The following is a 25,218-nucleotide window of genomic DNA, read 5'->3' on the forward strand; positions in this document are numbered from 1 at the left end:
GCACGTTGCGGTGCAACATCAGAAAACGCTGGCACGCGCCGTGCACTGTTGCAGGCACACCCGCTGAGGTGAGCCAAGACAACAGGAGAGAGAGATGAGCACCATTACCCCGGCCCAGTACGGCCTGAACCTGAAATCCCGCTACGACAACTTCATCGGTGGCCGCTGGTTGCCGCCGGTCAATGGCCGCTACTTCGAGAACCTGACCCCGGTCACCGGCAAGCCGCTGTGCGAGATCGCCCGCTCCGACGAGGCCGACATCGAGCTGGCGCTGGACGCCGCCCACGCCGCCAAGGCGGCCTGGGGCAAGACCAGCGTCGCCCAGCGCTCGCTGATCCTGCTGCGCATCGCCGACCGCATGGAGCAGCACCTGCACACCCTGGCCACCGTCGAGACCTTCGACAACGGCAAGCCGATCCGCGAGACGCTGGCCGCCGACATCCCGCTGGCCATCGACCACTTCCGCTACTTCGCCGGCTGCATCCGCGCGCAGGAAGGCAGCCTCGGCGAGATCGACGCCACCACCGTCGCCTACCACTTCCACGAGCCGCTGGGCGTGGTCGGCCAGATCATCCCGTGGAACTTCCCGATCCTGATGGCGGCGTGGAAGTTGGCGCCGGCATTGGCTGCCGGCAACTGCGTGGTGCTGAAACCGGCCGAGCAGACGCCGCTGTCCATCCTGATCTTTGCCGAACTGGTCGGCGACCTGCTGCCGCCGGGCGTGCTCAACATCGTCAACGGCTTCGGCACCGAGGCCGGCAAGGCGCTGGCCACCAGCAAGCGCATCGCCAAGATCGCCTTCACCGGCTCCACCCCGGTCGGCCGCCTGATCATGAACTACGCCAGCCAGAACCTGATTCCGGTGACGCTGGAGCTGGGCGGCAAGTCGCCGAACATCTTCTTCGCCGACGTCGCCGCCAAGGACGACGCCTTCTTCGACAAGGCGATCGAGGGCTTCGTGATGTTCGCGCTCAACCAGGGCGAGGTGTGCACCTGCCCTAGCCGCTCGCTGGTGCACGAGTCGATCTACGACCGCTTCATGGAGCGCGCGCTGAAGCGCGTGGCCGAGATCAAGCAGGGCAACCCGCTGGATCCGTCCACCATGATCGGCGCGCAGTCGTCGCAGGAGCAGATGGACAAGATCCAGAGCTACCTCGCCATCGGCAAGGAAGAAGGCGCCGCGGTACTGGCCGGCGGCAGCCGCGCCCACCTCGGCGGCGATCTGGAAGACGGCTACTACATCCAGCCGACCGTGTTCCAGGGCCACAACAAGATGCGCATCTTCCAGGAGGAAATCTTCGGGCCGGTGCTGTCGGTGACCAAGTTCAAGGACACCGAGGAGGCGCTGCACATCTCCAACGACACCCTGTTCGGCCTGGGCGCCGGGGTGTGGACCCGCGACATGAACACCGCCTTCCACATGGGCCGCGGCATCGAGGCCGGCCGCGTGTGGACCAACTGCTACCACGCCTACCCGGCGCACGCGGCGTTCGGCGGCTACAAGCAGTCCGGCATCGGTCGCGAGACGCACAAGATGATGCTCGACCACTACCAGCAGACCAAGAACCTGCTGGTCAGCTACAGCGAGGACAAGCTCGGCTTCTTCTGAGGCTGAGCGCGGCCGGCGCAGGCCGGCCAGCATTACCTGCGCGGCGGGCTGCCTGCCGCCGCGCTGTTTCAAGCGCAGTACCCGAAAGCTGGCGTAGCACACACCCCCTGCCAGCACACGCAGATGAACCATCGCCGGGCCGCAGTGTTGCGGCGGGCAACGCCAGACATAGGGATTTCCAACCATGACAACGACCACTTTCTTCATTCCGCCGGTCAACCTGATCGGTGACGGCTGTCTCAACGACGCGATGCAGGCGATCCGCGGCTACGGCTTCCGCCACGCGCTGATCGTCACCGACGCCGGGCTGGCGCGCGCCGGCGTGGCGGCCAAGGTGGCCGCGCTGCTGCAGGAACAGGACATCGAGGCCACCATTTTCAGCGGCGCGCAGCCGAACCCGACCGTGGCCAACGTCGAGGCCGGCCTCGCGCTGCTGCGCGACAAGGGCTGCGACTGCGTGATCTCGCTCGGCGGCGGCTCGCCGCACGACTGCGCCAAGGGCATCGCGCTGGTGGCCACCAACGGCGGCCACATCGGCGACTACGAGGGCGTCGACAAGTCGGCCAAGCCGCAGCTGCCGCTGATCGCCATCAACACCACCGCCGGCACCGCCAGCGAGATGACGCGCTTCTGCATCATCACCGACCAGACGCGCCACATCAAAATGGCCATCGTCGACCGCAACGTGACGCCCATCCTGTCGGTGAACGACGCCTCGTTGATGCTGGCCAAGCCGGCGGCGCTGACCGCCGCCACCGGCATGGACGCGCTGACCCACGCCATCGAGGCCTACGTGTCCACCGCCGCCACCCCGATCACCGACGCCTGCGCGCTGCAGGCGGTGCGGCTGATTGCGGCCAACCTGCGCACCGCGGTGGCCAATGGGCAGGACCGGCACGCACGCGAACAGATGGCCTACGCCCAGTTCCTCGCCGGCATGGCCTTCAACAACGCCTCGCTCGGCTACGTGCACGCGATGGCGCACCAGCTCGGCGGCTTCTACGACCTGCCGCACGGCGTGTGCAACGCGCTGCTGCTGCCGCACGTCGAGGCCTTCAACGCCAGCGTCGCCGCCGGCCGCCTGGCCGATGTCGCCGCCGCGATGGGCGAGGACGTCGCCGCGCTGGATGCCGCCGCCGCCGCCGAGTGCTGCCTGGCCGCCATCCGCCGCCTCGCCGCCGACATCGACATCCCGGCCAGCCTGAGCCAGCTGGGGGTGCAGGAAGCCGACATCCCGCTGCTGGCCGCCAACGCGCTGAAGGATGCCTGCGGCCTGACCAACCCGCGCCCGGCCAGCCAGGCCGAGATCGAGGCCATCTTCCGCCAGGCGCTGTAAACCGTCCTCCTGGCACGGTGCTGCGGCGTAAGGTCTCCCTCCCGCTGTCGCCGCAGCGCCGCTGCCCTGTCCTTGCCCGCCGTTGCGCCCCCGCTGCGGCGGGTTTTTTTGTCTGCGCGCGCACTGCCCGTGTGACGGTGTGTGACCGGCTTCACAAACCTTAACCAGAGCCGGATTGACGCTGGCATCCCCCGCCCCTTAGCCTTGCGGCCAACCTGGCAGGGCGCGTGTTCCCCCTGCCGCCCCGCGCCGTGTCGTTGCCGGCGCCCTGCCGCAAGGAGTCCGCATGAGCCTGTCCCGCTATTCCGCAATCATCTCCGCCGCGCTGCTGGCCGCCTGCGCCGCCACCGCACCGCAACCCGACGGCCGCTGGAAGTCGGCCGGCGACAACGAGCCGCCGATCGAGCTGGAACTGAAACACGGCCGCCTGTCGGTATCCGGCGGCTGCAACCGCCTGTTCGGCACCGCCCGCGTCGAGAACGGCGTGCTGATCGTCGACCAGCTGGCCAGCACCATGATGGCCTGCGACCCGGTGTCGATGGCGCGCGACCGCGAGCTCAGCCAGCTGCTGGGCAGCCGGCCGACGGTGCGGCAGCAGGACGGCCGCCTGCTGCTGGCCGGGCCGGGCAAGCAGCTGGAATTGCGGCAGCAGCAGGACCTGTCGGCGGCGTCGACGCGCCTGGTCTACGTCGCCGCCGAGCGCAAGCCGTGCAGCGGCGTGGCGCCGATGCAGTGCCTGCAGGTGCGGGAGCGGAAGGACGCGCCGTGGCAGCTGCACTATGGCGAGATCGAGGGCTTCAAACCCGAGCCGGGCATTGCCTACCGCCTGCGCATCAGGGAAGTGAAAGTCGCCAAGCCGCCGGCCGACGCGCCATCCGTGCGCTGGGTGCTGGACCAAGTGATCGAACAGCAGATGGTCGCGCCGTAAAACGTGCGGCGCAGTCCATAAAAAAACATGCGGCCAACCTTGTCCAAGGTTGGCCGCATGTTTTTGGGGCAGGGAAAACTCAGCGCCGCGCGATCAGCACGATGCCCATCCCGATCAGCAACATGCCCAGCAGCTCGCCACCGCCCGGCCATTCGCTGAGGCTGGTGGCGGCCATCGCCACTGCCAGCACCGGGATCACCAGCGCGTTGAAGCTGAGCGTGGACGCCGGCAGGCGGCGCAGCAGCCACAGCCACGCCAGCCAGCCGACCGCGCTGGAGAACACGCCGGAGTAGACCATGCCCAGCACGAAGGCCGGCGACCAGTGGATGGCGGCGAAATCGGCGAACGGCAGCAGCAGCGGCAGTGGCGCGAGGCCGATCAGCGCCTGCCAGCCAGAGAAGTTCAGGCTGTCGAGCTGGCCCTGCTGCGCGGTCTTCTTGGTCAGCACCGAGCCCAGCGCCCACAGGAAGCCGGCCAGCACCGCCAGCAGCATCGGCAGCACGCCGCCGTGCAGCTGCCACGGCGCCACGATCAGCATCAGCCCGGCAAAGCCGGCGATCAGCGCGCGGCGCGCGTTGGCGGTGAACGGCTCGGCCAGCAGCCAGCGCGACAGCAGCGCCACCCAGAACGGCATGGTGAACACCAGCACCGAGGTGCGTCCGGCGGCGCCGGCCACCAGCGCCAGCGTCACCGTCAGGCCGTAGGCGAAGGTGGTGGTCAGCCCGACCTTGGCGGCCTCGCCCAGCCGCTGCGGGCGCAGGCCGTGGCCGCGCACCAGCAGCACGCCGAACAGCGTCAGGCTGCCGATGGTGGTGCGCAGGATCAGGTGGGTGATCGGCGTCGCCGCCTGCAGCGTCACCTTCATCACCACGTAGTTGTACGCCCACATGGTCACCAGCCCGGCGAACAGCGCGTAGGGCAGCCAGCGGCTGGTGGACAGCATGGCAAGGTTGGCCGCAAGGCGGCGGGCGGGGTTGAGGGTGCTCATGTGCGGCTCCGGTGGCGGGCGGCGGCCCGATGCGATACCCACAGTGTAGAAAGCCCGCCGCTGCCGCTTGCTGCGTTATCATGCATCGAGCCGCAGCCAGACTGCGTTTCAATACATTTCTACGCAGGATTCCTGACATGCTGGATGCTTACGATCGCAAACTGCTGGCGCTGCTGCAGGACGACGCGCGCCAGACCCACGACGCGCTGGCCGAGGCGGTCAACCTGTCGCCCACCGCCGTCACCCGCCGCCTGAAGCGGCTGCGTAGCGAAGGGCTGATCCGGCGCGAGGTGGCGCTGGTCGATCCGGCGCTGTTCGGGCGCACGCTGCGGCTGGTGGTGAACGTGATGATGCAGCGTGCGCAGGCGCCGCTGGTGGACGCGTTCAAGGCGGCGATGGAGGCGGCGCCGGAGGTGATGGAGTGCTACAACGTCACCGGGCGGCCGGATTTCGTGCTGATCGTGCTGGTGCGCGACATGGGCGACTACGAGCGCTTCGCCCGCGCCCACCTGATGAACAACCCGCACGTGCGCGAGTTCGAATCACTGGTGGTGATCAATACCTGCAAGTACCGCACCGCGGTGCCGGCCGATCCGGACTGAGCGCCGCCAAGCAGACCCCGCCGTACGACGGGTACGGTCTGCGTCGGCGCACCTTGGCACGGGTGCGCGGCGAGGCTTGGTTCGCGGCGCTGGCCGCGGCCCTGCAAATGACTGCGGCCAACCTTTGCCAAGGTTGGCCGCAATATTGTCCGGCTTAGCTTAAGGCGCCGCGGCTCAGTCTTCGTGCAGCACCGCGTGTTCGATCTCGGCGAAGGCCTGCGGCACGCGGATGAAGTTCAGCGAGATGCCGAGCCGGCGCGCGATGTGCGAGGTGGAGAACAGGCCGCACACTTCCAGATGCTTGCTGCTGCCGTTCAGCTCCACCACCAGCGCGTGCTGGCGACCGGTGTGCTTCATGGTGGCGACCAGCTGGCCGATGCTGGCATGCGCCACCTCGGCCATGTCCAGTGCCTCCAGCTCGCGGCGCGGCGTCATCACGTCGGAGACCAGCAACTCATCGTGGCGCTTGCCGCGTTCCTGGATGCATTTCATCGGCCGCTCGCCGAGCACGTCGGAGGCGGTGAGCAGGCCGGTCAGCGCGCCGTCGCGGTCGGTGACGAACAGCAGGCGGATGCCGTGGCTGACCATGCGCTCGTGGGCGTCGTGCAGCAGCGCGTCCTCGCAGATGCTGACCGGGTCGATCACCTTGAGGTCGGTCATCACCTCCAGCGCCGGGCTTTTCAGCGTCAGCGTGCGCTGCGGGCGCTGGTCGACGTGGATCAGGTCGGTGGTTTGCGGCAGGGTCAGGGTGGTCAGGGCTTGGTACTGGGTGTCCATGGCGGGCGCTCCTCGTCTGTGTTCTGGTTTTGCCGCGCGCCGGACCCGGGGTCGCGGCGGCGGTGCGCGGTACCGGGGCGACACGATCACGCTTCCCCATTTGCGCCCCGGTTGCTTTATCTAAACATGCTTTTCCGGCGCCTGGCGTGTTTTTCGTGGCCGGCGGCTGATTTTCGTCAACCACAGGAGCTAGCCGGCTCCGTCTTTTGGCGTATCGGCAACAGTGGCCGCCGCTTATACACTGGCAGTCCCGCCCCGTGTACCAGGACCACCCGCCATGACCGCCATTACCGATTTCGCCAGCCTGCTGGCCGCCGCCCGCGCCCAGCCGACCCCGCAACGCCTGCTGTTCGCCTTTTGCCAGCGCCGCCTGCACGACGACCACAGCGCGCAGGAAGCGGAACGCTTCGCCGCCGGCGAGGGCGGCATCCTGCAACCCATCCTGTGCGTGGACAAGACGCCGGCCGAGCTGGGCGATTTCGCGCAGCTGGCGCAGGACGCCGACGCGCTGGACGCGCGCTGGCAGCTGGTGTTCGTCGCCGCCATCGACAGCAGCAGCAGCGCCGACGCCGACGGCCCGCTGAAGCGCATGGTGCAGACCATCCAGACCGGCGGCGACGTGGCGCGCTACCTGGCATTCAACCGCGACGGCGCGCTGCTGCAGTTCCTGTAAATAAGCAGCACCATGCCGAACGGCCCGGGCAGGGATTCCTGCGGCGGGCCGTTTTTGCGTGTGGACCGGTACACGGCCGGCCGCATCAGGAACGAGGGTTTACGTCTCTACTACCGGCAACTGCGCCAGTAACTGGTGCAGCGCCGCGTGCAATGCGCTCACCGCGCCGTCCATGTCCCAGTCGTCGTGCCCCGGCTGCACCACGTTGGAGATGGCGCGCAGCTCGATGAAGGGCACGTTTTCCTGCAGGCAGACGTGGAAGAAGGCGGCGCCCTCCATGTTCTCGATCTCCACCTCGCTGCTGTCCACGAACGGCGCCAGCGCCGCGTTCAGCGACAGGCTGCGCGCGCGGCGCAGCGTGCTTGCTGCCGGCAGGTGCGGGCAGTGCAGCGTATGGCGGCGCTCGAACGCCATCTCCAGCGGCAGCTGCGCCAGATGGGTAAAGCCCTGCGGCGTGAAAAAGCCGAGATCGCCCTCCACCTCCGAGCTGACCAGCACCACCTCGCCGATGTCCAGCCCGGCCTGCGGATACACGCCGGCGATGCCAGCCAGGATCAGCAGCGACGGCCGCTGCTCGCGGATCGCCTTCAGCGTGGCGTAGGCGGTGGCGGTGAGGCCGACGCCGCTGACCACGGTGTCGACGCCGGGATGCTGGAACTGGCGCGCTTCGGTGGCGGTGGGAAACAGGATGCAGATGCTCATGACGGCTCGCGGATTCGGGGTAAAGGAACAGCCGCCACTATGCCACAGCGGCCGGCGCGGCCGGGCGGCTGCGGCCTGCATTTAGTGGTATTCTTTTCCGGAATTTGAGCCATTACTGAATAATCCCGTTTCCCGGTGCCATCGCCATGGCCGATCCCGCCAAAACCCGACTGCCTTCCTCCCTCGTCCGTATCGGCCAACCGCTGCCGGTCGATGTCTACCACGAGAGCGGCATCCTGCTGCTGAAGAAGGGCCACTACGTGCTGACCCCGGAGCAGCGCGAACAGCTGCTCGACGCCGGCCACGGCGACAGCGAGGCGGTGGCGGCGCGGCTGGAGCGCGAGCAACAGGAACGCGCGGCGCGGCGGCAGCAGGACAGTCTGGCGCAGCCGAGCAATCCGCTGGTGGAGTTCGAATTCCTGCTGCACCGCGTCGAGGGCCTGCTCAGCCACGGCCTGGCGGTGCGCGGTCTGGGCAGCGCGCTGCGCGAGGTGGTTTCCAGCCTGCTGGAGCTGTGCCAGCGCCTGCCGGACGGCATGCTGGCGGCCAGCCTGCTGCTGGACAGCCGCCTGCCCGCCGCCGCGCACGGGCTGCGGGTGGCGACCACGCTGGCGGTGCTCGGCCGCCGCCTGGGGCTGGACGCGGCGACGCTCTACAGCGCCTGCGGCGCGGCGCTGACGATGAATATCGCCATCATTGGCCTGCTGGGCAAGCTGCGGCTGCAGGACGAGCCGCTGAGCGAGGCGCAGAACGCGGCGCTGCTCGCCCATCCGGTGATCGGCTCCGCCATCCTGCGCGAGGCCGGCATCGACGACGAGCTGTGGCACAGCCTGGTGCAGTGCCACCACGAGAAGCCGGACGGCAGCGGCTATCCGCAGGCGCTCTGTGGCGACGAGGTGCAGCCGCTGGCGCGCCTGCTGGCGCTCCTGGACCAGATCGGGGAACAGGTGGAAAGCGGGCGCCTGCTGCCGTCGCAGGTGCTGGCGACGCTGTTCCGCGATCCGGCCGGCGGCCACGATCCGGCGCAGCTGGCGGCGCTGGTGAAGGAGCTGGGCGTGTACCCGCCGGGCAGCTTCGTCGAGCTGGCCAGCGGCGAGATCGCGGTGGTCACCTACCGCGGCGACAGTGCCAACACACCGCGGGTGGCGGCGCTGCGCCGCCGTGACGGCCCGCCCTACGCCGAGCCGCTGCTGCGCGACACCCGCCAGCTGGGCTTCCGCATCACTAAGGCGGTCGGCCGCGGCAGCACCGGCGTCAAGCCGGCCTATCTGATCCGGCTGTGGCAGCGGCGCTGAGCGCCTGTTCACAATCTGCTGCCACTTGATCCTGCTGCTTCATATCCGGTTAAACGCCGTTTTCCCAGCCATTTTTGCCTTGCATCGCGTGAGCGCGCGGGATGGTGAATACACGCTGAGGCGCAAGGTTGGCCGCAAGCCTTGCCGATTCATTGCTTCATGACATCCCGCCTCAGGCACCGCGCAGCGCCAGCCGTGGCTGCCAACGCAAGACCGCACTGGCGGCGACCCCGGCCAGCAGCGCCCACAGCGGCGCGCCGATGCCGGCGATGCTGACGCCGGACGCCGCCACCACGAAGGTCAGCAAGGCCGCCTCGCGCTGGCTGTCATTGCCCAGCGCCGCGCTCAGCGACGAGGCCAGGGTGCCGAACAGCGCCAGCGCCGCCGCGGCCATCACCAGCGCCTTGGGCAGCACCAGCAGCAGCGCCACCAGCGAGCCGCCCACCGCTGCCACCAAGAGGTAGCTCAGCGCCGCCACCACGCCGGCCTTCCAGCGTTGTTGCGGATCGGGATGGCACTCGGGGCCGGTGCACATCGCCGCGGTAATCGCCGCCAGCACCACACCGTGGCCGCCGAACGGCGCCAAGAGCAGCGACACGCCGCCCAGCAGGCTGACCGGCACCCGTGCCGGCAGCTCGTAGCCGTCGTTTTTCAGCACCGCCATGCCGGGCAGGAACTGGCCGGTCAGCGCCACCAGCGCCAGCGGCAGCGCGATATTGCTGAGGCCGGCGACGCTGAATTGCGGCGTGGTCCACTGCGGGCCGCTGGCGGTGGCGGCCAACGTTGGCGTGGCGGCAAAACCGCCCTGCAGCGCCAGCAGCGCGCAGCCCAGCAGCAGCGCCGCCATCAGCGCGTAGCGCGGCCACAGCCGGCGACCGGCGAAGAAGGCCAGCGCCATCGGCAGCACCAGCGCGGCGTGATCGCGCGCCGCCGGCACCAGCTCCACCACGAAGCGGAACAGGATGCCGGCCAGCAGCGCGGCGGCCAGCGCCGGCGGGAAGCGCTTCATCAGCGCATCGAAGGCGCCGCTGACGCCGACCAGCCACACCGCGAGGCCGGCCAGCACGAAGCCGCCGATGGCCTCCGCGTAGGGCACGCCGGGCAGGGACGCCAGCAGCACCGCGGCGCCGGGCGTGGACCACGCGGTAATCACCGGCATCTTCCAGCGCCAGGACAGCCACAGCCCGGCGACGCCGGAGCCGAGTGACACCGCCCACAGCCACGAGGCCAGTTGCGCCGGGGTCAGCCCGGCCTGCTGCGCGGCGTGCACGATGATGAGAAAGGGGCCGGTGTAGCCGACGGCAATGGTCAGTACACCGGTGATCAGGGTCGACGGGGGTAGGTGTTTGAACATGGTAGTCCTTCAGGTCAGAGGCCGCCGCCGGCCGCGCGCATGGGTAATGCAGAGGGCGGCGCGGTGGACGGCATCCGGCGTCGGTGGACGCTGCCGGTGCGGGTAGCGCGGCGACCGGACTGCCGTGGTGTCGCCACTGTACGGTGCGCGGTTGCGGCCAACCTGCCACAGCCGGCTACAACAGGCTGGCGCCGCGCGCCGCTGTTCTATATAACAGCAGGATGGACCCAACCCCCCTCCCCGTTTACCGCCACATCGCCGCGACCCTGAGTGCCAGGCTGGACAGCGGCGAATTCCCGCCCGGCAGCCGCTTGCCGGCGGTGCGCGTGCTGGCCGCCGAATTCGGCGTCAACACCCTCACCGCGCTGGCCGCCTACCGCTATCTGGAACAGCAGCAGCGGGTGCTGGCGCGGCCGCGCGCCGGCTACTTTGCCGCGCTGCCGGCGGCGCCGTCGTCGCCCGGAACCGCCGCGCCGCTGCCCAGCGCCGCGGCGCTGGTTGATGTCAGCAGCCGCATGTCCACCCTGCTGCAGCTGGGCGACGAACGCATCCACACCCAGCTGCACATGGCCGAAGCCGCCGCCAGCCTGTATCCGGCCGCCGAGCTGGCGCGGCGCCTGCAGCTGACGCTGACGCGGCAGCCGGAGCTGATCGGCGCCCATCTGCCGGCCGGCGAACAGCGCCGGCTGCTGGCGGCGCTGGTGCGCCTCGGCGCCGAGCGCGGCCTGGCACTGGACGAGGGCGGCATCCTGCTCACCCATGGCATTACCGAGGGCATCAGCCTGGCGCTGCGCCACCTGACCCGCCCCGGCGACACGGTGGCGGTGGAAACACCGGTCTATTTCGGCCTGTTGCAGACGCTGGAGGGGCTGGGGCTGAAGGCGCTGGAAATCCCGTGCACGCCGGAGGCCGGGCTGTCGCTGGAGGCGCTGGAATTCGCGTTGCACCACGGCCCGGCGGTGAAATGCCTGGTGTGCGTGCCCAACTTCCAGAACCCGACCGGCGCGCTGATGCCGGATGACAACAAGAAGCGGCTGCTGGCGCTGGCGCGCAAGCACGGCGTCACCATCATCGAGGACGACGTGTTCGGCGACCTGCACTACGGCAACGGGCGGCCGACGCCGCTGAAGGCGTGGGACCGCGACGGCGACGTGATCTACTGCGCGTCGTTCACCAAGAGCTTCGCGCCGTCGTTCCGCCTCGGCTGGCTGGCCGCCGGTCGCCACCACGGCGCGCTGGCGCGGCTGTGCGCCAGCAGCACGCTGGTGTCGTCGCCGTTGTTGCAGGTGGTGCTGGCCGACGTGCTCGACAGTGGCGACTACGCGCGCATCAGCCAGCGCCTGCGTCTGCAGCTGGCGGCGCAGATGACAGCGACCGCCGACGCGGTGCTGCAGCACTTTCCGCGCGGCACCCGCGTGCGGCGGCCGCAGGGCGGCGTGGTGCTGTGGGTGGAGTGTCCGGAGACGGTGGACGGCACGCGTCTGCTGCAGCGCGCGCTGGCGGAGGGCATCAGCTTTGCCCCCGGCGTCGCGTTCTCGGCCACGCCGCGTTTCGGCCACTGCCTGCGCATCAATTGCGGCCAACCTTTCACCCCGGCGCTGGTGGCGGCGATCGCGCGGCTGGGGCAGCTGGCGCTGGCGGGCTGAGCCGGCGATAAGGAGGCTGGCCAAGGTTGGCCGCAAAAAAGCCGCGTCGGACCGACGCGGCTTTTTTCGTTGTGGCGGCGGCCGTTTACAGCGCCAGGCGCTGGCGCAGCTCGGCCACCCAGTCGCAGCTGGCGAAATCGGCGCCCATCTGCAGCACCAGGTAGCCGTCGCCGCCGAAGCGCGAGTCGACCTCGACCAGCACGTGGGTGTCGTGGCCGTAGGGGATGAAGGTCAGCTCGATCTCCTGGATGCGGAAATGGCCGCCGCGCGGCTTCAGCTCGAACTCCTGGTAGCAGCCCAGCGTGCTGGTCACGTTGCCGACGCGGGCGGTGCCGACCTCGACGTCGGTGCTGTACAGCGGCCAGCCCAGCTGCTCGAAGGCGGCCAGTAGCGTGGCGATCTGGGCTGTGGGGTGGATTTCCAGCAGGTCGCGGTCGTTGGCGTCGACGGCGGATGCGATGGCGAGGTCGGTGTGGATCCACACCGGCAGCGCTCGGCCGTAGTGCGGCAGCGCGTTGACCGGGGTTTCCGCCGGCAGTAGCAGCTGGAACGGCAGCTGGCGCGTTTCACCGGCGCGGATGGTGAAGCGTTCGGCGACGCGGATCACTCCAAGCGCGATGGCGCCGCGCGCCTCGTGGTCGCCGGCTTCCTGTTCCGCCTCGGTCATCAGCACCAGCTCGATCTTCTCGATGTCCTGGTCGGCGTTGCCGCCCTGCACCAGCACGTGGCCGGACAGCACCTCGCCGGGACGCAGACGCGGGTTGTCGAGGCGGGTGTCGATTTTGGCGCCGCCGACGCCGATGGAAGCGAGCAGTTTCTTGAACATGGTTGATCCGTGAAATGTAAGGGAGGCAGCGTGGCAGACCACGCCGCCGCGACCGGGTTCCGCCGGCGGGCGGTGCGGGCGCAGGGTAGCGGAAATTTCCCGGATGTGGCCGCCGGCGTGAACCCGGCTTTACCCCCGCGCGGCATCGGGGTAAAACGTCGCCACGACAACGGAGACAGCGATGGAAAAAGTCGATTGCGTAGTGATCGGTGCCGGGGTGGTGGGCCTGGCGGTGGCGCGCGCGCTGGCGCAGGAAGGCCGCGAGGTGATCGTGCTGGAGGCGGAGTCCGGCTTCGGCCAGCACACCTCCAGCCGCAACAGCGAGGTGATCCACGCCGGCATGTACTACCCGGCCGGCAGCCTGAAGGCGCTGCATTGCCTGCGCGGCAAGAAGATGCTGTACCGCTACTGCCGCGAGCGCGGCATCGCCCATCGCCAGACCGGCAAGCTGATCGTGGCGGTGGACGAGAGCGAGATGCCGCGGCTGATCGCGCTGCAGGAAAAGGCGCTGGTCAACGGCGTCACCGACCTGACCTGGATGGACCGCCGCGTGCTGGCCGGGATCGAGCCGGCGTTGCAGGCGTACGCGGCGCTGTATTCGCCGGGCACCGGCATCGTCGACAGCCACGCGCTGATGCTGTCGCTGCTGGCCGACGCCGAGGCTGCCGGCGCGGTGCTGGCGCTGCAGTCGCGCGTCAGCGGCGGGCAGGAGACCAAGGACGGCATGCTGCTGTTCGTCGACGGTACCGAGCTGCTGGCCGGCACCGTGGTCAACGCTGGCGGCCTCACCGCCCACGTGCTGGCGGCGAAGATGCGCGGTGTTCCACATGAAACCATTCCGCGCGTGCGCTACGCGCGCGGCGTGTACTTCGCGCTGAGCGGGCGGCATCCGTTCTCGCACCTGATCTATCCGCTGCCGGAGCCGGGCGGGCTCGGCATCCACCTGACGCTGGATCTGGCCGGGCAGGCGCGCTTCGGCCCGGATGTGGAGTGGATCAACCATCTCGACTACAGCGTCGATCCCGAGCGCGTCGACGGCTTCTACCACAGCATCCGCCGCTGGTGGCCGCAGCTGCCGCAGGGCGCGCTGTCGCCCAGCTACAGCGGCATCCGCCCCAAGGTGCTCAACGAGGACAAGCCGGAGGGCGACTTCCTGATCCAGGGCCAGGAGGGCCACGGCATCCGCGGCCTGATCAACCTGTTCGGCATCGAATCGCCCGGCCTCACCGCCTGCCTGTCCATCGCCGACGAGGTGCTGCGCCGCTGCCGCCAGTACTGGTGATCAGCCGGCCTCGCGTGCCGCGCGTTCGATGGCGGCTGCACCCGTGGCACGGCAGCGATCAGTGCGGCGGGCGTCGCGCGGCATTGCCGCTGGTGGCGTTCGCGGAACTGGCCAGCGGGCAGCAGGTCGGCGGGCACGCTCATGGCCGGGCCGCGCGGCCGTGACGGGCGACGCTCTCAGTCGAAGGCCAGCGCACTGTCCAGCACCTCCACCGCGTCGCCCAGTTGCAGCGTGCCGCTGTTGCGCGCGATCACGTTCACGCCGAAGCACACACCCTCCTCCCGCCGGCGGTAGCCCAGCAGCGTCGCCAGCGGTTGCCGCTGCGGATCGGGCTGCGCGCTGTCGGGATCGACGGTGGTCAGCACGCAGCGGGTGCAGCGGCTGACCACCTCGAACTCGACGGCGCCGATGCGGAAACGCCGCCACTCGTCTTCTTCAAAGGGGAAGGTGTCGTCCACCACCAGGTTGGGGCGGAAGTGGCGCATGGTCACCGGTTGCGCCAGCCGGCTGTTGAGATCAGCCAGCGATGCCTCGCTCAGCAGCAGGTAGGGATAGCCGTCGGCGAAGGACAGCGTATCGGCAGTGGTCTTCTGCACGCGGGTGGATTCGCCCAACCACAGCAGCCGCAGTGGCTCGCCCAGGTAGTGGCTGAGCCAGGCGTCGGCCGCCGCGTCGCCGTGCAGCGCGCTGAACGCGGACTTCCACACCGTGGCCGGCACCCGCTGCCGGTAGTCGGCCGGGCTGGTCAGCAGTGGCGGCATCCCCGGCGCGGTGAAGCACCACTGGCCGTCGTCCTGCCGTGTGACGCCGACCTGCACCAGCCGCGGGTGGCTGCGTGCGCTGATGAACTGGCCGTCGGCGCGGCTGGCCAGCCACACGCGGTCGTCGCGCAGCCCCTGCGGCGTGACCTCGGCTTGGTGCGGCGTATTGCCGCGGCAGGATTTCAGCGGATGGACGAACAGCTGGCTAAGGGCCATGGCAGGCTCCGGACTCGGGATGGAAACGGCAAGCTTAGCCATTGTCTGCCGACATCTCAATGCCGTGCGCATTAACGGCGCGAGGGATAATTATTTTTAGAGAAAACAATTACTTGTAAAACAATGACAAAGATCAACAAAATCTTGATTGGCATAATGCGGTTCTGTATAAAAACACCGGTAAGCCGCCATTCATAACGTCGAGCCAAAGCGCCGCAGCGGAATACGCAGACTCACTGGGGAGGGCGCGGTATCGGGCCCTGAGCGTTGTAGTGCCAAAGAGGTATCGTCGTCATGTTCAATGCCAGACTCAAACAGGAAATCGCAGATCTGAAAGCCCGGTTGCACGATCTGCAGGCAGTCGAGAGCGCGATCGCGCGCGCCAATGCCACCGTCACCTTCGACCTCGACGGTAACGTGACCGGGGCCAACGAGAATTTCCTGCAGGTGATGGGCTATACCAGCCTGTCGCAGATCCAGGGCAAACCGCATCGCCTCTTCTGCGATGCCGGCTACGCTGCCAGCCCGGACTACCAGCGCTTCTGGGAGCGCCTGCGCCGCGGCGAACCCTTCTCCGGCCGCATCCAGCGCAAGACGGCCAGCGGCCAGGCGATCCATCTGGAAGCGACCTACAGCCCGGTGCTGGACAGCGACGGCAAGGTGAAGAGCTTCATCAAATGCGCGACCGACATCACCGAGCGCGTCACCCTCGCGCGCCACGACCGTGCCATCAATGCCGCGATCAACCGCGCGATGGCGGTGATCGAGTTCACGCCCGACGGCAACATCACCACCGCCAATGACAATTTTCTCGCCACCATGGGCTACCGGCTGGAAGACCTGCGCGGCAAACCGCACCGCCTGCTGTGCGACCCCGCCTTTGCCAACAGCCCGGAGTACCAGCAGCTGTGGCGCACGCTGGGCCAGGGCCAATACTTCTCCGGCCGCATCCGGCGGCTGGCGCGCGACGGCAGCGAGCGCTGGCTGGAGGCCAGCTACAACCCGATCTTCGACGACGAGGAGCGCGTGATCGGCGTGATCAAGTTCGCGACCGACGTCACCGCCCGCGTGCAGGAACAGCTGCAGGACCGCGAAACGGTGATGGTGGCGTACAGCTCATGGCAGGAGACCCAGAACCTGTCCGATCACGGCGTGCACAATATCCAGCAAAGCGTGGCCGAAATCCGGCAGATGGCCGGCAGCATCGAGCAGGCCGGGCGCAATGTGCAGCAGCTGGGCGCCCGCTCCGAGCAGATCACCTCCATCGTGCAGACCATCAAGGACATCGCCGACCAGACCAACCTCTTGGCGCTGAATGCCGCCATCGAGGCGGCGCGTGCCGGCGAGACCGGCCGCGGCTTTGCCGTGGTGGCCGACGAGGTGCGCAAGCTGGCGGAGCGCACCACCACCTCCACCACCGAAATCGCCGGCATGGTGGCGGACATCCAGAAACAGACCAAGACCGCGGTGCTGAACATGGACGACATCCTGAGCCAGGCGCGCAGCAGCGTGGAACTGACCCAGGGCGCCGGCGACACCATCACCCAGATCCGCGGCGGCGTGCAGAAGGTGGTGGACGCGATCGGCAAGTTCGCCCACCTGCCCTCCTGACACCCTGTCCGCCTTTGCCCGTCACCAGGCCACGGCTTGCCGTGGCGTGGCCGTTTTCAGCCCGGCTTTTGCAGCGGGCAGCCTGCGCCGGGCGCACACCGCGAACGCAGGGGCAGTGCTATAACTCGGTAACGGATAAGGAGAATTCCATCTCTGGAACCGGGGTGCCGCCAGCCGCTGGCGGACACGTCCCGAAGGGGTGAAGGAGCCATCATGGCCAGGAAACTCATCGACTGCCGCGAACATGGCGGCAGCCCGCCGCAATGCACCGTCTCGATTGCCGCCGACAACGAAGACGAACTGCTCGCCGCCGCCGTACAACACGCGGTTGCGGTACACGGCTATCAGGACACACCGGAACTGCGCGCGCAATTGCGCAAGATGTTCAAGGAAGAACAGCCCATGCACTGACGCGCCTTGCGCACGGCACACACGGCTCCCGCGGGAGCCGTTGTCGTGTCTGACAGCGGCTGTTCGGCGGCCAACCTTTGTTGTTCATACGCGGTGAACGTCGGGCCTCCGGGTGGGCGGACTCTACGCAGCTGATTTTTGCCACGGAAGCACACGGAAAGACACGGACAAAGGCAAAAGCGGCTTTGGCTGCGAAACCCGAGACAAGGAATGAAAAACAAGGTTGGCCGCAAGCCATTTCAATCGCCAGCCGGCACCGTACCATCGCGCCCCGCTCCCGTTGGTGCCGGCCGTAAAAACGGCCGCCAGCCCGGAAACAAGCCGCCCTCTTTTGAGCGCAGCGTATGGGCGGCGCCGGGCTGGTGACCGTTTTTGCGGGAATTCCGGCGCCTTCGGGTCGCCTTTTCTTTGCTTCCTTTCTTTTTGGCGAAGCAAAAGAAAGGGAGCCGCCGCCGCGCGGAAAGCGGCAGATAAAAACATCAGCGTAGCTGAGTCACCAGATAGAAACAAGGTTGGCCGCAAAGCCGTGACGGCTTGCGGCCAACCTTTGTTATTGCTACGCAGTAAACGCTAGGCTTCGCAAGCTCAGTAGCAGCCTACAATCTCGAATTACCACGGTGCAGTTGTTTTTTAATTGCGTTGAATGCCATAGGCCCGCCGCCATTGAGCTTTCGGCTTACATTGTGAATTCACCAAATGATTATTCAAATGATTGAGATTCCTTCCTTCTCGCTCAATAATATTTCTGCTTTTTACCCTCTTGTCAATTATGTTAAAACATTCGGCATAAAAATTCCTTACTACATCAGGTATATTTGGTTTGTAACCCTTCTCGATTTCAAGGAAACGCCTGATACAAAGAGCGACTAGATCTGACAATTGAATCATGGGGTTTTTACGCGAATCTATTGGATAGCTAAACTCAACAATCCATTTTATTTTTTGATTGTTTGGCACTTCAAAGCGCCTATTTTGAATGATTTGCTCAACGCTTTCGTGATGTTCTTCTTTTTCGTCAAGCACGATCATCCCCCGAGCGGACTGACCTAAATTTTCCTTAATATGCCAGTTCATGTAAGTAATTAAATAATCAAATGCAAGTAAATAAGGGTGCTTCGTATTGTAGACAGTTTGGTACTGACAGTTCGAAGCAGCAAGTAAAGATTTTTCTATCGCAAAATATTGTATTTGATGACCAAGATCTTCAATCAATCCCAGTAATGATCTTACTAGCTGTAATCGGTTAGCTATGGGATGGCCAGCGAAATGACCTTCACCATTGGGTGAGAGCAACTCATGCGAATGAATCTCAAATCCTGCTGGTATTTCTCCACCGCAGTAGTTTGAAATTATTGCATCTAATCTTTCTTTTGTATTGTTCCATTTCTTGTCTGCAACACTTAATCCAGCTAGTACGAATATAGGTTGCTGTATATCATTTAAGTTTGCTCCTGAGTCTCCACTTTCATCTAGATAAAAGAAATGCATGTACTTGGCTCCTTGCAGAAACTAACTTGTTAATAGGCACCCAACCTACCCTTGACCACATACCAATCAGCCAAACATCATACTCGTTCAATAATGACAAAAGGGCAAGCCCTCATCAGGCTTGCCCTTGTTCACATCCCCCTGCGGCCAACCTTGGCCGCAAGCTCACCCTACCCTTACAGCGACGGCAGCAGCCCGTCGATGGCGAAGCGGTTGTACTCGGCACGCTGGATCAGCGCGCAGGCCTTTTCGATGTCCGGCGCGAAGTAACGGTCCTTGTCGTAGAACGACACTTCGGCACGCAGCATGGCCTTGGCGGTTTCCAGCTTGTCTGCCGCCTTGTTCGGGGCGCGGAAGTCCACGCCCTGGCAGGCTGCCAGCAGTTCGACGGCCAGGATGCCGGCGGTGTTGTCGGCCATATCGCGCAGGCGGCGGCCGGCGAAGGTAGCCATCGACACGTGGTCTTCCTGGTTGGCGGAGGTCGGCAGGCTGTCGACGGAGGCCGGGTGGGCCAGCGACTTGTTCTCGGAGGCCAGTGCCGCGCCGGTCACCTGGGCGATCATGAAGCCGGAGTTCACGCCGCCGTTGTTCACCAGGAACGGTGGCAGCTTGGACAGGTTGCTGTCGATCAACAGCGCCATACGGCGTTCGGACAGCGAACCGATTTCGGCAATCGCCAGTGCCAGGTTGTCGGCGGCGAAGGCCACCGGTTCGGCGTGGAAGTTGCCGCCGGACAGGATGTCGTTGTCGTCGGCGAAGACCAGCGGGTTGTCGGAAACGGAGTTGGCTTCCACCAGCAGCACTTCGGACGACTGGCGGATCTGGGTCAGGCAGGCGCCCATCACCTGTGGCTGGCAACGCAGCGAGTACGGGTCCTGTACCTTGCCGCAGTTGGCGTGGCTGTCGGCGATCTCGGAGCCGGCGCCCAGCAGCGCGCGGTATTGCGCGGCGGCGTCGATCTGGCCCTTGTGGCCGCGTACCTGGTGGATGCGGTCATCGAACGGGGTGCGGCTACCCTGGGCGGCTTCCACCGACATGGCGCCGGCGACGGAGGCGGCCACGTACAGGTCTTCGGCGGCGAACAAGCCTTCCAGCGCGAAGGCGGTGGATGCCTGGGTGCCGTTCAGCAGCGCGAGGCCCTCTTTCGGCGCCAGCACGATCGGCTGCAGGCCGGCGGCGCGCATGGCGTCACCACCGTGTACGCGCTTGCCGTCAACAAAGGCTTCGCCTTCGCCGATCAGTACCGCGCTCATGTGCGACAGCGGGGCCAGGTCGCCGGAGGCGCCGACGGAACCCTTCTGCGGGATCACCGGGTAGATACCCTTGTTGAACAGGGTGATCATCGCTTCCAGCACCAGGCGGCGGATGCCGGAGAAGCCGCGCGACAGCGAGTTGATCTTCAGCGCCATTACCAGGCGCACGGTGGAGTCCTTCATCGGCTCGCCGATACCGGCAGCGTGCGACAGCACGATGGAGCGCTGCAGCAGTTCCAGTTCGTCGGCGGCGATCTTGGTGTTGGCCAGCAGGCCGAAACCGGTGTTGATGCCGTATACGGTGCGGTTTTCGGACAGCACGCGTGCCACGGTGGCGGCGGAGGCGTCGATGGCGGCGTGGGCGGCCGGATCCAGTGCCAGCTGCACGGAAGCGTCACGGGCGATCAGGCGCAGTTGGGCCAGCGTCAGCTTGCCCGGGGTGATGGTAATGGTGGTCATGATGGTCTTTCCTTTTGCGCGGCGGCTAGCGGCCGCGACAGATGTGTCGGTGCTGCGGCCAACCTTGCGGGTTGGCCGCACGCGGATTACTTGATCATTGGCAGCTTGAGGCCGAAGCGCTTGGCCGCGGCAATCGCCTGCTCGTAGCCGGCGTCGGCGTGGCGCATTACGCCGGAGCCGCAGTCGTTCACCAGCACACGGGCCAGGCGCTCGGCGGCGGCGTCGGTGCCGTCAGCCACGATCACCATGCCGGAGTGCTGCGAGTAGCCCATGCCGACGCCGCCACCGTGGTGCAGCGATACCCAGCTGGCGCCACCGGCGGTGTTCAGCAGCGCGTTCAGCAGCGGCCAGTCGGATACAGCATCGGTGCCGTCCTTCATGGCTTCGGTTTCGCGGTTCGGGCTGGCTACCGAGCCGGTGTCCAGGTGGTCGCGGCCGATCACGATCGGCGCTTTCAGTTCGCCGTTCTTGACCATTTCGTTGAAGGCCAGGCCAGCCAGGTGGCGCTCGCCGAGGCCGAGCCAGCAGATACGTGCCGGCAGGCCCTGGAAGCTGATGCGCTCACGCGCCATGTCCAGCCAGCGGTGGGTGTGCTTGTTGTCCGGGAACAGTTCCTTGATCTTGGCATCGGTCTTGTAGATGTCTTCCGGATCGCCGGACAGTGCCACCCAGCGGAACGGGCCCTTGCCTTCGCAGAACAGCGGACGGATGTAGGCCGGCACGAAGCCCGGGAAGTCGAAGGCGTTCTTCACGCCCTTGTCGAAGGCGACCTGGCGGATGTTGTTGCCGTAGTCGACGGTCGGGATGCCCATGGCCTGGAAGTCCAGCATCGCCTGTACGTGCACGGCGCAGCTCTGTGCCGCTTCGTCGGTCAGACGGGCGTGCAGTTCCGGCTTGGTCTGTGCATCTTTCCATTGTTCCACGGTCCAGCCGATCGGCAGGTAGCCGTTGATCAGGTCGTGGGCGGAGGTCTGGTCGGTCACCAGATCCGGCTTGATGCCGCCGGCCTGGGCGCGTTTTACCAGCTCCGGCAGGATTTCGGCGGCGTTGCCCAGCAGGGCGATGGACACCGCTTCCTTGCGCGCGGTGTGTTCCTTGATCAGTTCCAGCGCGTGGTCGATGTCACGCGCCTGCTTGTCGACGTAGCGGGTACGCAGACGGAAGTCGATGCTGCTCTGCTGGCATTCGATGTTCAGCGAGCAGGCACCGGCCAGGGTCGCGGCCAGCGGTTGGGCGCCACCCATGCCGCCCAGACCGGCGGTGAGGATCCACTTACCGGACAGGTCGTTGTTGTAGTGCTGGCGGCCGGCTTCGACGAAGGTCTCGAAAGTACCCTGCACGATGCCCTGCGATCCAATGTAGATCCAGCTGCCGGCGGTCATCTGGCCGTACATGAACAGGCCCTTGCGGTCCAGTTCGTTGAAGTGTTCCCAGTTCGCCCATTTCGGCACCAGGTTGGAGTTGGCCAGCAGCACGCGTGGGGCGTTGGCGTGGGTCTTGAACACGCCGACCGGCTTGCCGGATTGCACCAGCAGGGTTTCGTCTTCGTTCAGGTCTTTCAGGCTGGCCAGGATCTGGTCGTAGCACTCCCAGTTACGCGCCGCGCGGCCGATACCGCCGTACACCACCAGACCTTGCGGGTTCTCGGCAACGTCCGGGTCGAGGTTGTTCTGGATCATGCGGTAGGCCGCTTCGGCGATCCAGTTCTTGCAGTGCAGTTCGGTGCCGTGCGGGGCGCGGATGACGCGGCTAGCGTCGAAACGTGGGTCAGTCATGGGAGTTGCTCCTAGTTTGGTTTGTGCTGTTTGTCAGGTTTTATTCACTGCTTGGGTCCGCACCGGCCTGTCATCCGGTGACGGTGATCCGTTCAGCGCCGCAGTTGGCGCGTGATCGACCATGCCAGTCGCGCGGCGGCCTTGGCGCCGTGGCTGTCCTGGTCAAAATTGGGATTGAATTCCACCAGATCGGCGCCGACCAGCTTGCCGCTCTTGGCGATCTTGCCGACCAGCGCTTCCACCACGCTGATGTCGACGCCGTAACCGGCCGGCGCCGACACCGCCGGCATCTGTGCCGCCGGCAATACGTCGAGGTCGATGGTCAGGTACACCACGTCCACGCTGTCGATGAACTCGGCCAGCTGGTGGCGGGCATCGGCCAGCTGCCAGGCGGTCATGTCGCTGTCCAGTCGCCATTCGGCGCCGAGGTTGGCCGCGGATTCGAACAGCGCGCGGGTGTTGGCGGTTTCGGCTACGCCCAGGCACAGGTAGCGGAAATGCTGGCCGCGCTTGGCGCACTCGGCGGCGATCTGCGCGAACGGGGTGCCGCTGGTGGCTTCCGCCGCGCTGCGCAGGTCGAAGTGGGCGTCGAAGTTGACGATGCCGATACGCTTGTCGCGATGCGCGTCGGCGAGGCCCAGCCAGTGGCCGAAGGCGGTCTCGTGGCCGCCGCCCAGCACCAGCGGCAGGTGGCCGGCGTAGACGATGGCGCTGACGCGTGCGGCCAACCTTTGGTGCGCGGCGTCGAGGTCGCCGTCGTCGCAGCTGATGGTGCCGGCGTCATACAGTGGCAGTGTCGGGTGGTAGGCCAGGTTGGCCAAAGCCTTGCGCAGTGCCAGCGGGCCGGCGACAGCGCCGGTGCGGCCCTGGTTGCGGCGCACGCCTTCGTCGCAGGCGAAGCCGAGGATGGCGATGCCCGGGGCGGCGCCGGCAGCCAGCGGCTGCACCACCTGGTGCCAGCGGCGGGCGGCGTCGCCCTCGGCGGCGTCGATGCGGCCGCTCCACATGCTCATGTCGATCGTCATTGCTTATCCTTCGTGCTGCACCACGCCACGGAACACGCGGCGGGTCAGCGGGTTGGTGCCGAGGCCGTACACGATCTCGGCCGGATGTTCGATGTCCCACAGCAGCAGGTCGGCGACAAAGCCGGCGGCCAGCTGGCCGTGCGTGGCGCCACGGCCCAGTGCCTGCGCCGCGTGGCGGGTGGTGCCGCGCAGCGCTTCTTCCGGCGTCAGGCCGAACAGCACGCAGGCCTGGTTCATCGCCAGACGGATGGAGGCGAACGGGCTGGTGCCCGGGTTCAGGTCGGTGGACACCGCCATCGCCACACCGGCGGCGCGCAGTTTCTCCACCGGCGGTTTCTGCGTTTCGCGCAGGAAGTAGTAGGCGCCCGGCAGCAGCACCGCCACGGTGCCGGACTTGGCCAGCGCGGCCACGCCGTCGTCGTCCAGGTATTCGATATGGTCGGCGGACAGGCCGCCGAACTCGGCGACCAGCGCGGCGCCATGCAGGTTGGACAGCTGCTCGACGTGACCCTTCACCTGCAGGCCATGCGCCTGTGCTGCCTCGAACACGCAGCGGGTCTGTGCCGGCGAAAAGCCGACGCCTTCGCAGAACACGTCCACCGCTTCGGCCAGCCCTTCCTGCGCCGCGGCGGGGATGATCACCTCGCACACGTGGCGGATGTAGCCGTCGGCATCGCCGGCGAATTCCGGCGGCAGCGCGTGGGCGGACAGCAGCGTGGTGGCCACTTCCACCGGCAGCGCCGCCTGCAGCCGGCGCGCGGCGCGCAGCTGCTTCAGTTCGTCCTGCAGCGTCAGGCCGTAGCCGGACTTCATCTCGATGGTGGTGACGCCTTCCTTCATCAGCGCCTTCAGGCGCGGCAGGCTGACCAGTGCCAGCTCGTCCTCGTCCAGACCACGGGTGGCGCGCACGGTGGAGATGATGCCGCCGCCTTCGGCCGCGATCTGCTGGTACGGCACGCCGGTGAGGCGCTTTTCCCATTCCGCGGCGCGGTTGCCGCCGTACACCAGGTGGGTGTGGCAGTCGATGAAGCCGGGGGTGATCCAGCCACCCCTGGCATCCAGCACCTCGCCGCAGCCGGTAAAGGCGGCCAGCGCCTCGTGCTGCGGCAGGATGGCGTGGATGCGGCCGTCACGCAGCCACAGTGCGTGGCCGTCCAGCGCGCCATACGGCGCAAGGTTGGCCGCGTCGAAGGTGGCGAGACGGGCGTTGATCCACAGGGTGTCGCTGCTGCTGTTCATGGGGTGTCCGCTGTTTTGCGATTAATTGTATATACATTTAGTTGATCGCAAGGCGGCCGTCAAGATTTTTCTGCAGCGGGGGGAGTTGCGGCCGGCTAGCCGCCGGGCCGATAATGTAATAAAAAAGCCAATAAAAACAATAGGCCACGCGCTGGCGTGGCCTTTTTTTGGCTGTTGCGTAAATGTATATACATTTACTATTTGCGTACCCGCGTCTGCGAGCGCAGCTTGTAGCCGGCGCCGGGGTGCAGCAGCCGCGCGAAGCTGACCAGGTGCTTGCCGGACCAGGTACGGCGCAGCACGCGCAGACAGGGTTCGCTGGCCTGCAGCCCGAGCAGCTGCTGTGCCTGCTCATCCGGCAGCACCGCCTCGACGGTGTGCTCGACATCGGTCAGCGGGCAGGTGCGCATCAGGTAGGCGTTCGGCGTTTCGCGCTGGAACTGCTGCGCCAGGTAGTCCGGCGCCCACTGCGGATTGATGTAGCGATCCTCGATCTGGATCGGGGTGTCGTCCTCGAAGTGCACGATCAGCGAGTGGAACACCGCCATGCCGACACCCAGCGCCAGCCGCAGCGCCACTTCCTCGCTGGCGGCCTCCTCGCGCACGAAGTGCACCTCGGCGCGGTAGGCATGGCCGCGGCTGGCGATCTCTTCGGCGATGTTGTTGACGTCCAGCAGCGGCGATTCCGCCTTGCGCTCGGCGACGTAGGTGCCGTCGCCGGCGTAGCGCAGCAGCACGCCGGCCTCGGCCAGATCGCGGATCGCCTTGTTGACGGTCATGCGCGACACGCCGAACTGTTTCGCCAGCTCGACCTCGGGCGGGATCTTGGCGCCGGGGGCGAAGCTGCGGTTCTTGATACCGTCTAGAATGAAATCGCGGATGCGCAGGTAGTGCGGCTTGGAGGCGGGTTTGGGCGTGCTCATGCGGCGATTGTAAGCTGAAACGGACGGAAAAAGGCGCGA

General features: G+C 66.7%; 21 protein-coding genes and 2 pseudogenes. 11 read left to right on the forward strand and 12 right to left on the reverse strand.

Going from position 1 to position 25,218, the window contains the following annotated elements; all coding sequences use genetic code 11:
- Positions 1-94: 94 nt before the first annotated feature.
- The 3 genes from adh (at position 95) to PQU96_RS02890 (ending at position 3,873) form a co-directional block, all read left to right on the forward strand.
- On the forward strand, positions 95-1,609 hold the full coding sequence (adh, locus tag PQU96_RS02880) for an aldehyde dehydrogenase (protein ID WP_272770753.1): 1,515 nt from the start codon (positions 95-97) through the stop codon (positions 1,607-1,609).
- A gap of 184 nt (positions 1,610-1,793) precedes the next feature.
- Positions 1,794-2,945 (forward strand): L-threonine dehydrogenase, encoded by a 1,152-nt coding sequence (gene yiaY / locus PQU96_RS02885; protein ID WP_272770754.1) that lies wholly within the window; start codon positions 1,794-1,796, stop codon positions 2,943-2,945.
- Positions 2,946-3,231: 286 nt separating this feature from the next.
- On the forward strand, positions 3,232-3,873 hold the full coding sequence (locus PQU96_RS02890; RefSeq protein WP_272770755.1) for an META and DUF4377 domain-containing protein: 642 nt from the start codon (positions 3,232-3,234) through the stop codon (positions 3,871-3,873).
- A gap of 79 nt (positions 3,874-3,952) precedes the next feature.
- Here PQU96_RS02890 and PQU96_RS02895 read toward each other — a convergent pair whose 3' ends face one another.
- Positions 3,953-4,861, reverse strand: coding sequence for a DMT family transporter (locus PQU96_RS02895; RefSeq protein WP_272770756.1), 909 nt, complete (start codon positions 4,859-4,861; stop codon positions 3,953-3,955).
- Positions 4,862-4,998: 137 nt separating this feature from the next.
- On the opposite strand from PQU96_RS02895, the gene PQU96_RS02900 reads away from it, so the two are divergent.
- Positions 4,999-5,463 carry an Lrp/AsnC family transcriptional regulator gene (locus tag PQU96_RS02900; protein WP_272770757.1) on the forward strand — a complete coding sequence of 155 codons (465 nt, stop codon included), beginning with the start codon at positions 4,999-5,001 and terminating at the stop codon, positions 5,461-5,463.
- Positions 5,464-5,637: 174 nt separating this feature from the next.
- Here the strand turns inward: PQU96_RS02900 and PQU96_RS02905 are convergent, their stop codons facing one another.
- Entirely contained in the window at positions 5,638-6,240 is a 603-nt protein-coding gene (locus PQU96_RS02905; RefSeq protein WP_272770758.1) for a CBS domain-containing protein, read from the reverse strand.
- 277 nt (positions 6,241-6,517) lie between these two features.
- Here PQU96_RS02905 and PQU96_RS02910 point away from each other — a divergent pair, with 277 nt between their 5' ends.
- Positions 6,518-6,913: a ribonucleotide reductase subunit alpha gene (locus PQU96_RS02910; RefSeq protein ID WP_120812830.1), complete on the forward strand. Its 396-nt coding sequence runs from the start codon at positions 6,518-6,520 to the stop codon at positions 6,911-6,913.
- Between the two features lie 99 nt (positions 6,914-7,012).
- Here the strand turns inward: PQU96_RS02910 and PQU96_RS02915 are convergent, their stop codons facing one another.
- Entirely contained in the window at positions 7,013-7,615 is a 603-nt protein-coding gene (locus PQU96_RS02915; protein WP_272770759.1) for a phosphorylase family protein, read from the reverse strand.
- A 146-nt stretch (positions 7,616-7,761) separates the two neighbouring features.
- Between PQU96_RS02915 and PQU96_RS02920 the strand changes: the two genes are divergently transcribed.
- Entirely contained in the window at positions 7,762-8,910 is a 1,149-nt protein-coding gene (locus PQU96_RS02920; RefSeq protein WP_272770760.1) for an HD-GYP domain-containing protein, read from the forward strand.
- Between the two features lie 172 nt (positions 8,911-9,082).
- Here the strand turns inward: PQU96_RS02920 and PQU96_RS02925 are convergent, their stop codons facing one another.
- Positions 9,083-10,264: a benzoate/H(+) symporter BenE family transporter gene (locus PQU96_RS02925; protein WP_272770761.1), complete on the reverse strand. Its 1,182-nt coding sequence runs from the start codon at positions 10,262-10,264 to the stop codon at positions 9,083-9,085.
- Between the two features lie 221 nt (positions 10,265-10,485).
- On the opposite strand from PQU96_RS02925, the gene PQU96_RS02930 reads away from it, so the two are divergent.
- The gene (locus PQU96_RS02930; protein ID WP_272770762.1) at positions 10,486-11,910 is read left to right on the forward strand and encodes an aminotransferase-like domain-containing protein; all 1,425 of its coding nucleotides are present in this window, start codon (positions 10,486-10,488) and stop codon (positions 11,908-11,910) included.
- 85 nt (positions 11,911-11,995) lie between these two features.
- On the opposite strand, the gene PQU96_RS02935 is transcribed toward PQU96_RS02930, so the two are convergent.
- On the reverse strand, positions 11,996-12,736 hold the full coding sequence (locus PQU96_RS02935) for a sporulation protein (protein ID WP_272770763.1): 741 nt from the start codon (positions 12,734-12,736) through the stop codon (positions 11,996-11,998).
- Positions 12,737-12,917: 181 nt separating this feature from the next.
- Here PQU96_RS02935 and PQU96_RS02940 point away from each other — a divergent pair, with 181 nt between their 5' ends.
- On the forward strand, positions 12,918-14,018 hold the full coding sequence (locus tag PQU96_RS02940; RefSeq protein WP_272770764.1) for an NAD(P)/FAD-dependent oxidoreductase: 1,101 nt from the start codon (positions 12,918-12,920) through the stop codon (positions 14,016-14,018).
- A 176-nt stretch (positions 14,019-14,194) separates the two neighbouring features.
- Here the strand turns inward: PQU96_RS02940 and PQU96_RS02945 are convergent, their stop codons facing one another.
- On the reverse strand, positions 14,195-14,995 hold the full coding sequence (locus PQU96_RS02945; protein WP_272770765.1) for an MOSC domain-containing protein: 801 nt from the start codon (positions 14,993-14,995) through the stop codon (positions 14,195-14,197).
- 294 nt (positions 14,996-15,289) lie between these two features.
- Here PQU96_RS02945 and PQU96_RS15975 point away from each other — a divergent pair.
- The 3 genes and pseudogenes from PQU96_RS15975 to PQU96_RS02955 all read left to right on the forward strand — a co-directional run.
- Positions 15,290-16,063, forward strand: a pseudogene (locus tag PQU96_RS15975) (PAS domain-containing protein); the annotation flags it as partial.
- A gap of 54 nt (positions 16,064-16,117) precedes the next feature.
- A pseudogene (locus PQU96_RS15980) lies at positions 16,118-16,606 on the forward strand (methyl-accepting chemotaxis protein); the annotation flags it as partial.
- 213 nt (positions 16,607-16,819) lie between these two features.
- Positions 16,820-17,017, forward strand: coding sequence for a DUF1059 domain-containing protein (locus PQU96_RS02955; RefSeq protein ID WP_272770767.1), 198 nt, complete (start codon positions 16,820-16,822; stop codon positions 17,015-17,017).
- Positions 17,018-17,647: 630 nt separating this feature from the next.
- Here PQU96_RS02955 and PQU96_RS02960 read toward each other — a convergent pair.
- The 6 genes from PQU96_RS02960 to hutC form a co-directional block, all read right to left on the reverse strand.
- Positions 17,648-18,505: a DUF3800 domain-containing protein gene (locus PQU96_RS02960; protein ID WP_272770768.1), complete on the reverse strand. Its 858-nt coding sequence runs from the start codon at positions 18,503-18,505 to the stop codon at positions 17,648-17,650.
- Positions 18,506-18,681: 176 nt separating this feature from the next.
- The gene (gene hutH / locus PQU96_RS02965; protein WP_272770769.1) at positions 18,682-20,217 is read right to left on the reverse strand and encodes a histidine ammonia-lyase; all 1,536 of its coding nucleotides are present in this window, start codon (positions 20,215-20,217) and stop codon (positions 18,682-18,684) included.
- An 86-nt stretch (positions 20,218-20,303) separates the two neighbouring features.
- On the reverse strand, positions 20,304-21,992 hold the full coding sequence (hutU, locus tag PQU96_RS02970; RefSeq protein WP_272770770.1) for a urocanate hydratase: 1,689 nt from the start codon (positions 21,990-21,992) through the stop codon (positions 20,304-20,306).
- Between the two features lie 92 nt (positions 21,993-22,084).
- The gene (gene hutG, locus PQU96_RS02975; protein WP_272770771.1) at positions 22,085-23,017 is read right to left on the reverse strand and encodes a formimidoylglutamase; all 933 of its coding nucleotides are present in this window, start codon (positions 23,015-23,017) and stop codon (positions 22,085-22,087) included.
- Between the two features lie 3 nt (positions 23,018-23,020).
- Positions 23,021-24,256, reverse strand: coding sequence for an imidazolonepropionase (gene hutI / locus PQU96_RS02980; protein WP_272770772.1), 1,236 nt, complete (start codon positions 24,254-24,256; stop codon positions 23,021-23,023).
- A gap of 197 nt (positions 24,257-24,453) precedes the next feature.
- Entirely contained in the window at positions 24,454-25,179 is a 726-nt protein-coding gene (gene hutC / locus PQU96_RS02985) for a histidine utilization transcriptional repressor HutC (RefSeq protein WP_272770773.1), read from the reverse strand.
- Between the last annotated feature and the right edge of the window lie 39 nt (positions 25,180-25,218).

Origin of the sequence: Vogesella margarita (assembly GCF_028548475.1) — a bacterium.
GTDB classification, from domain to species: Bacteria; Pseudomonadota; Gammaproteobacteria; order Burkholderiales; family Chromobacteriaceae; genus Vogesella; species Vogesella margarita.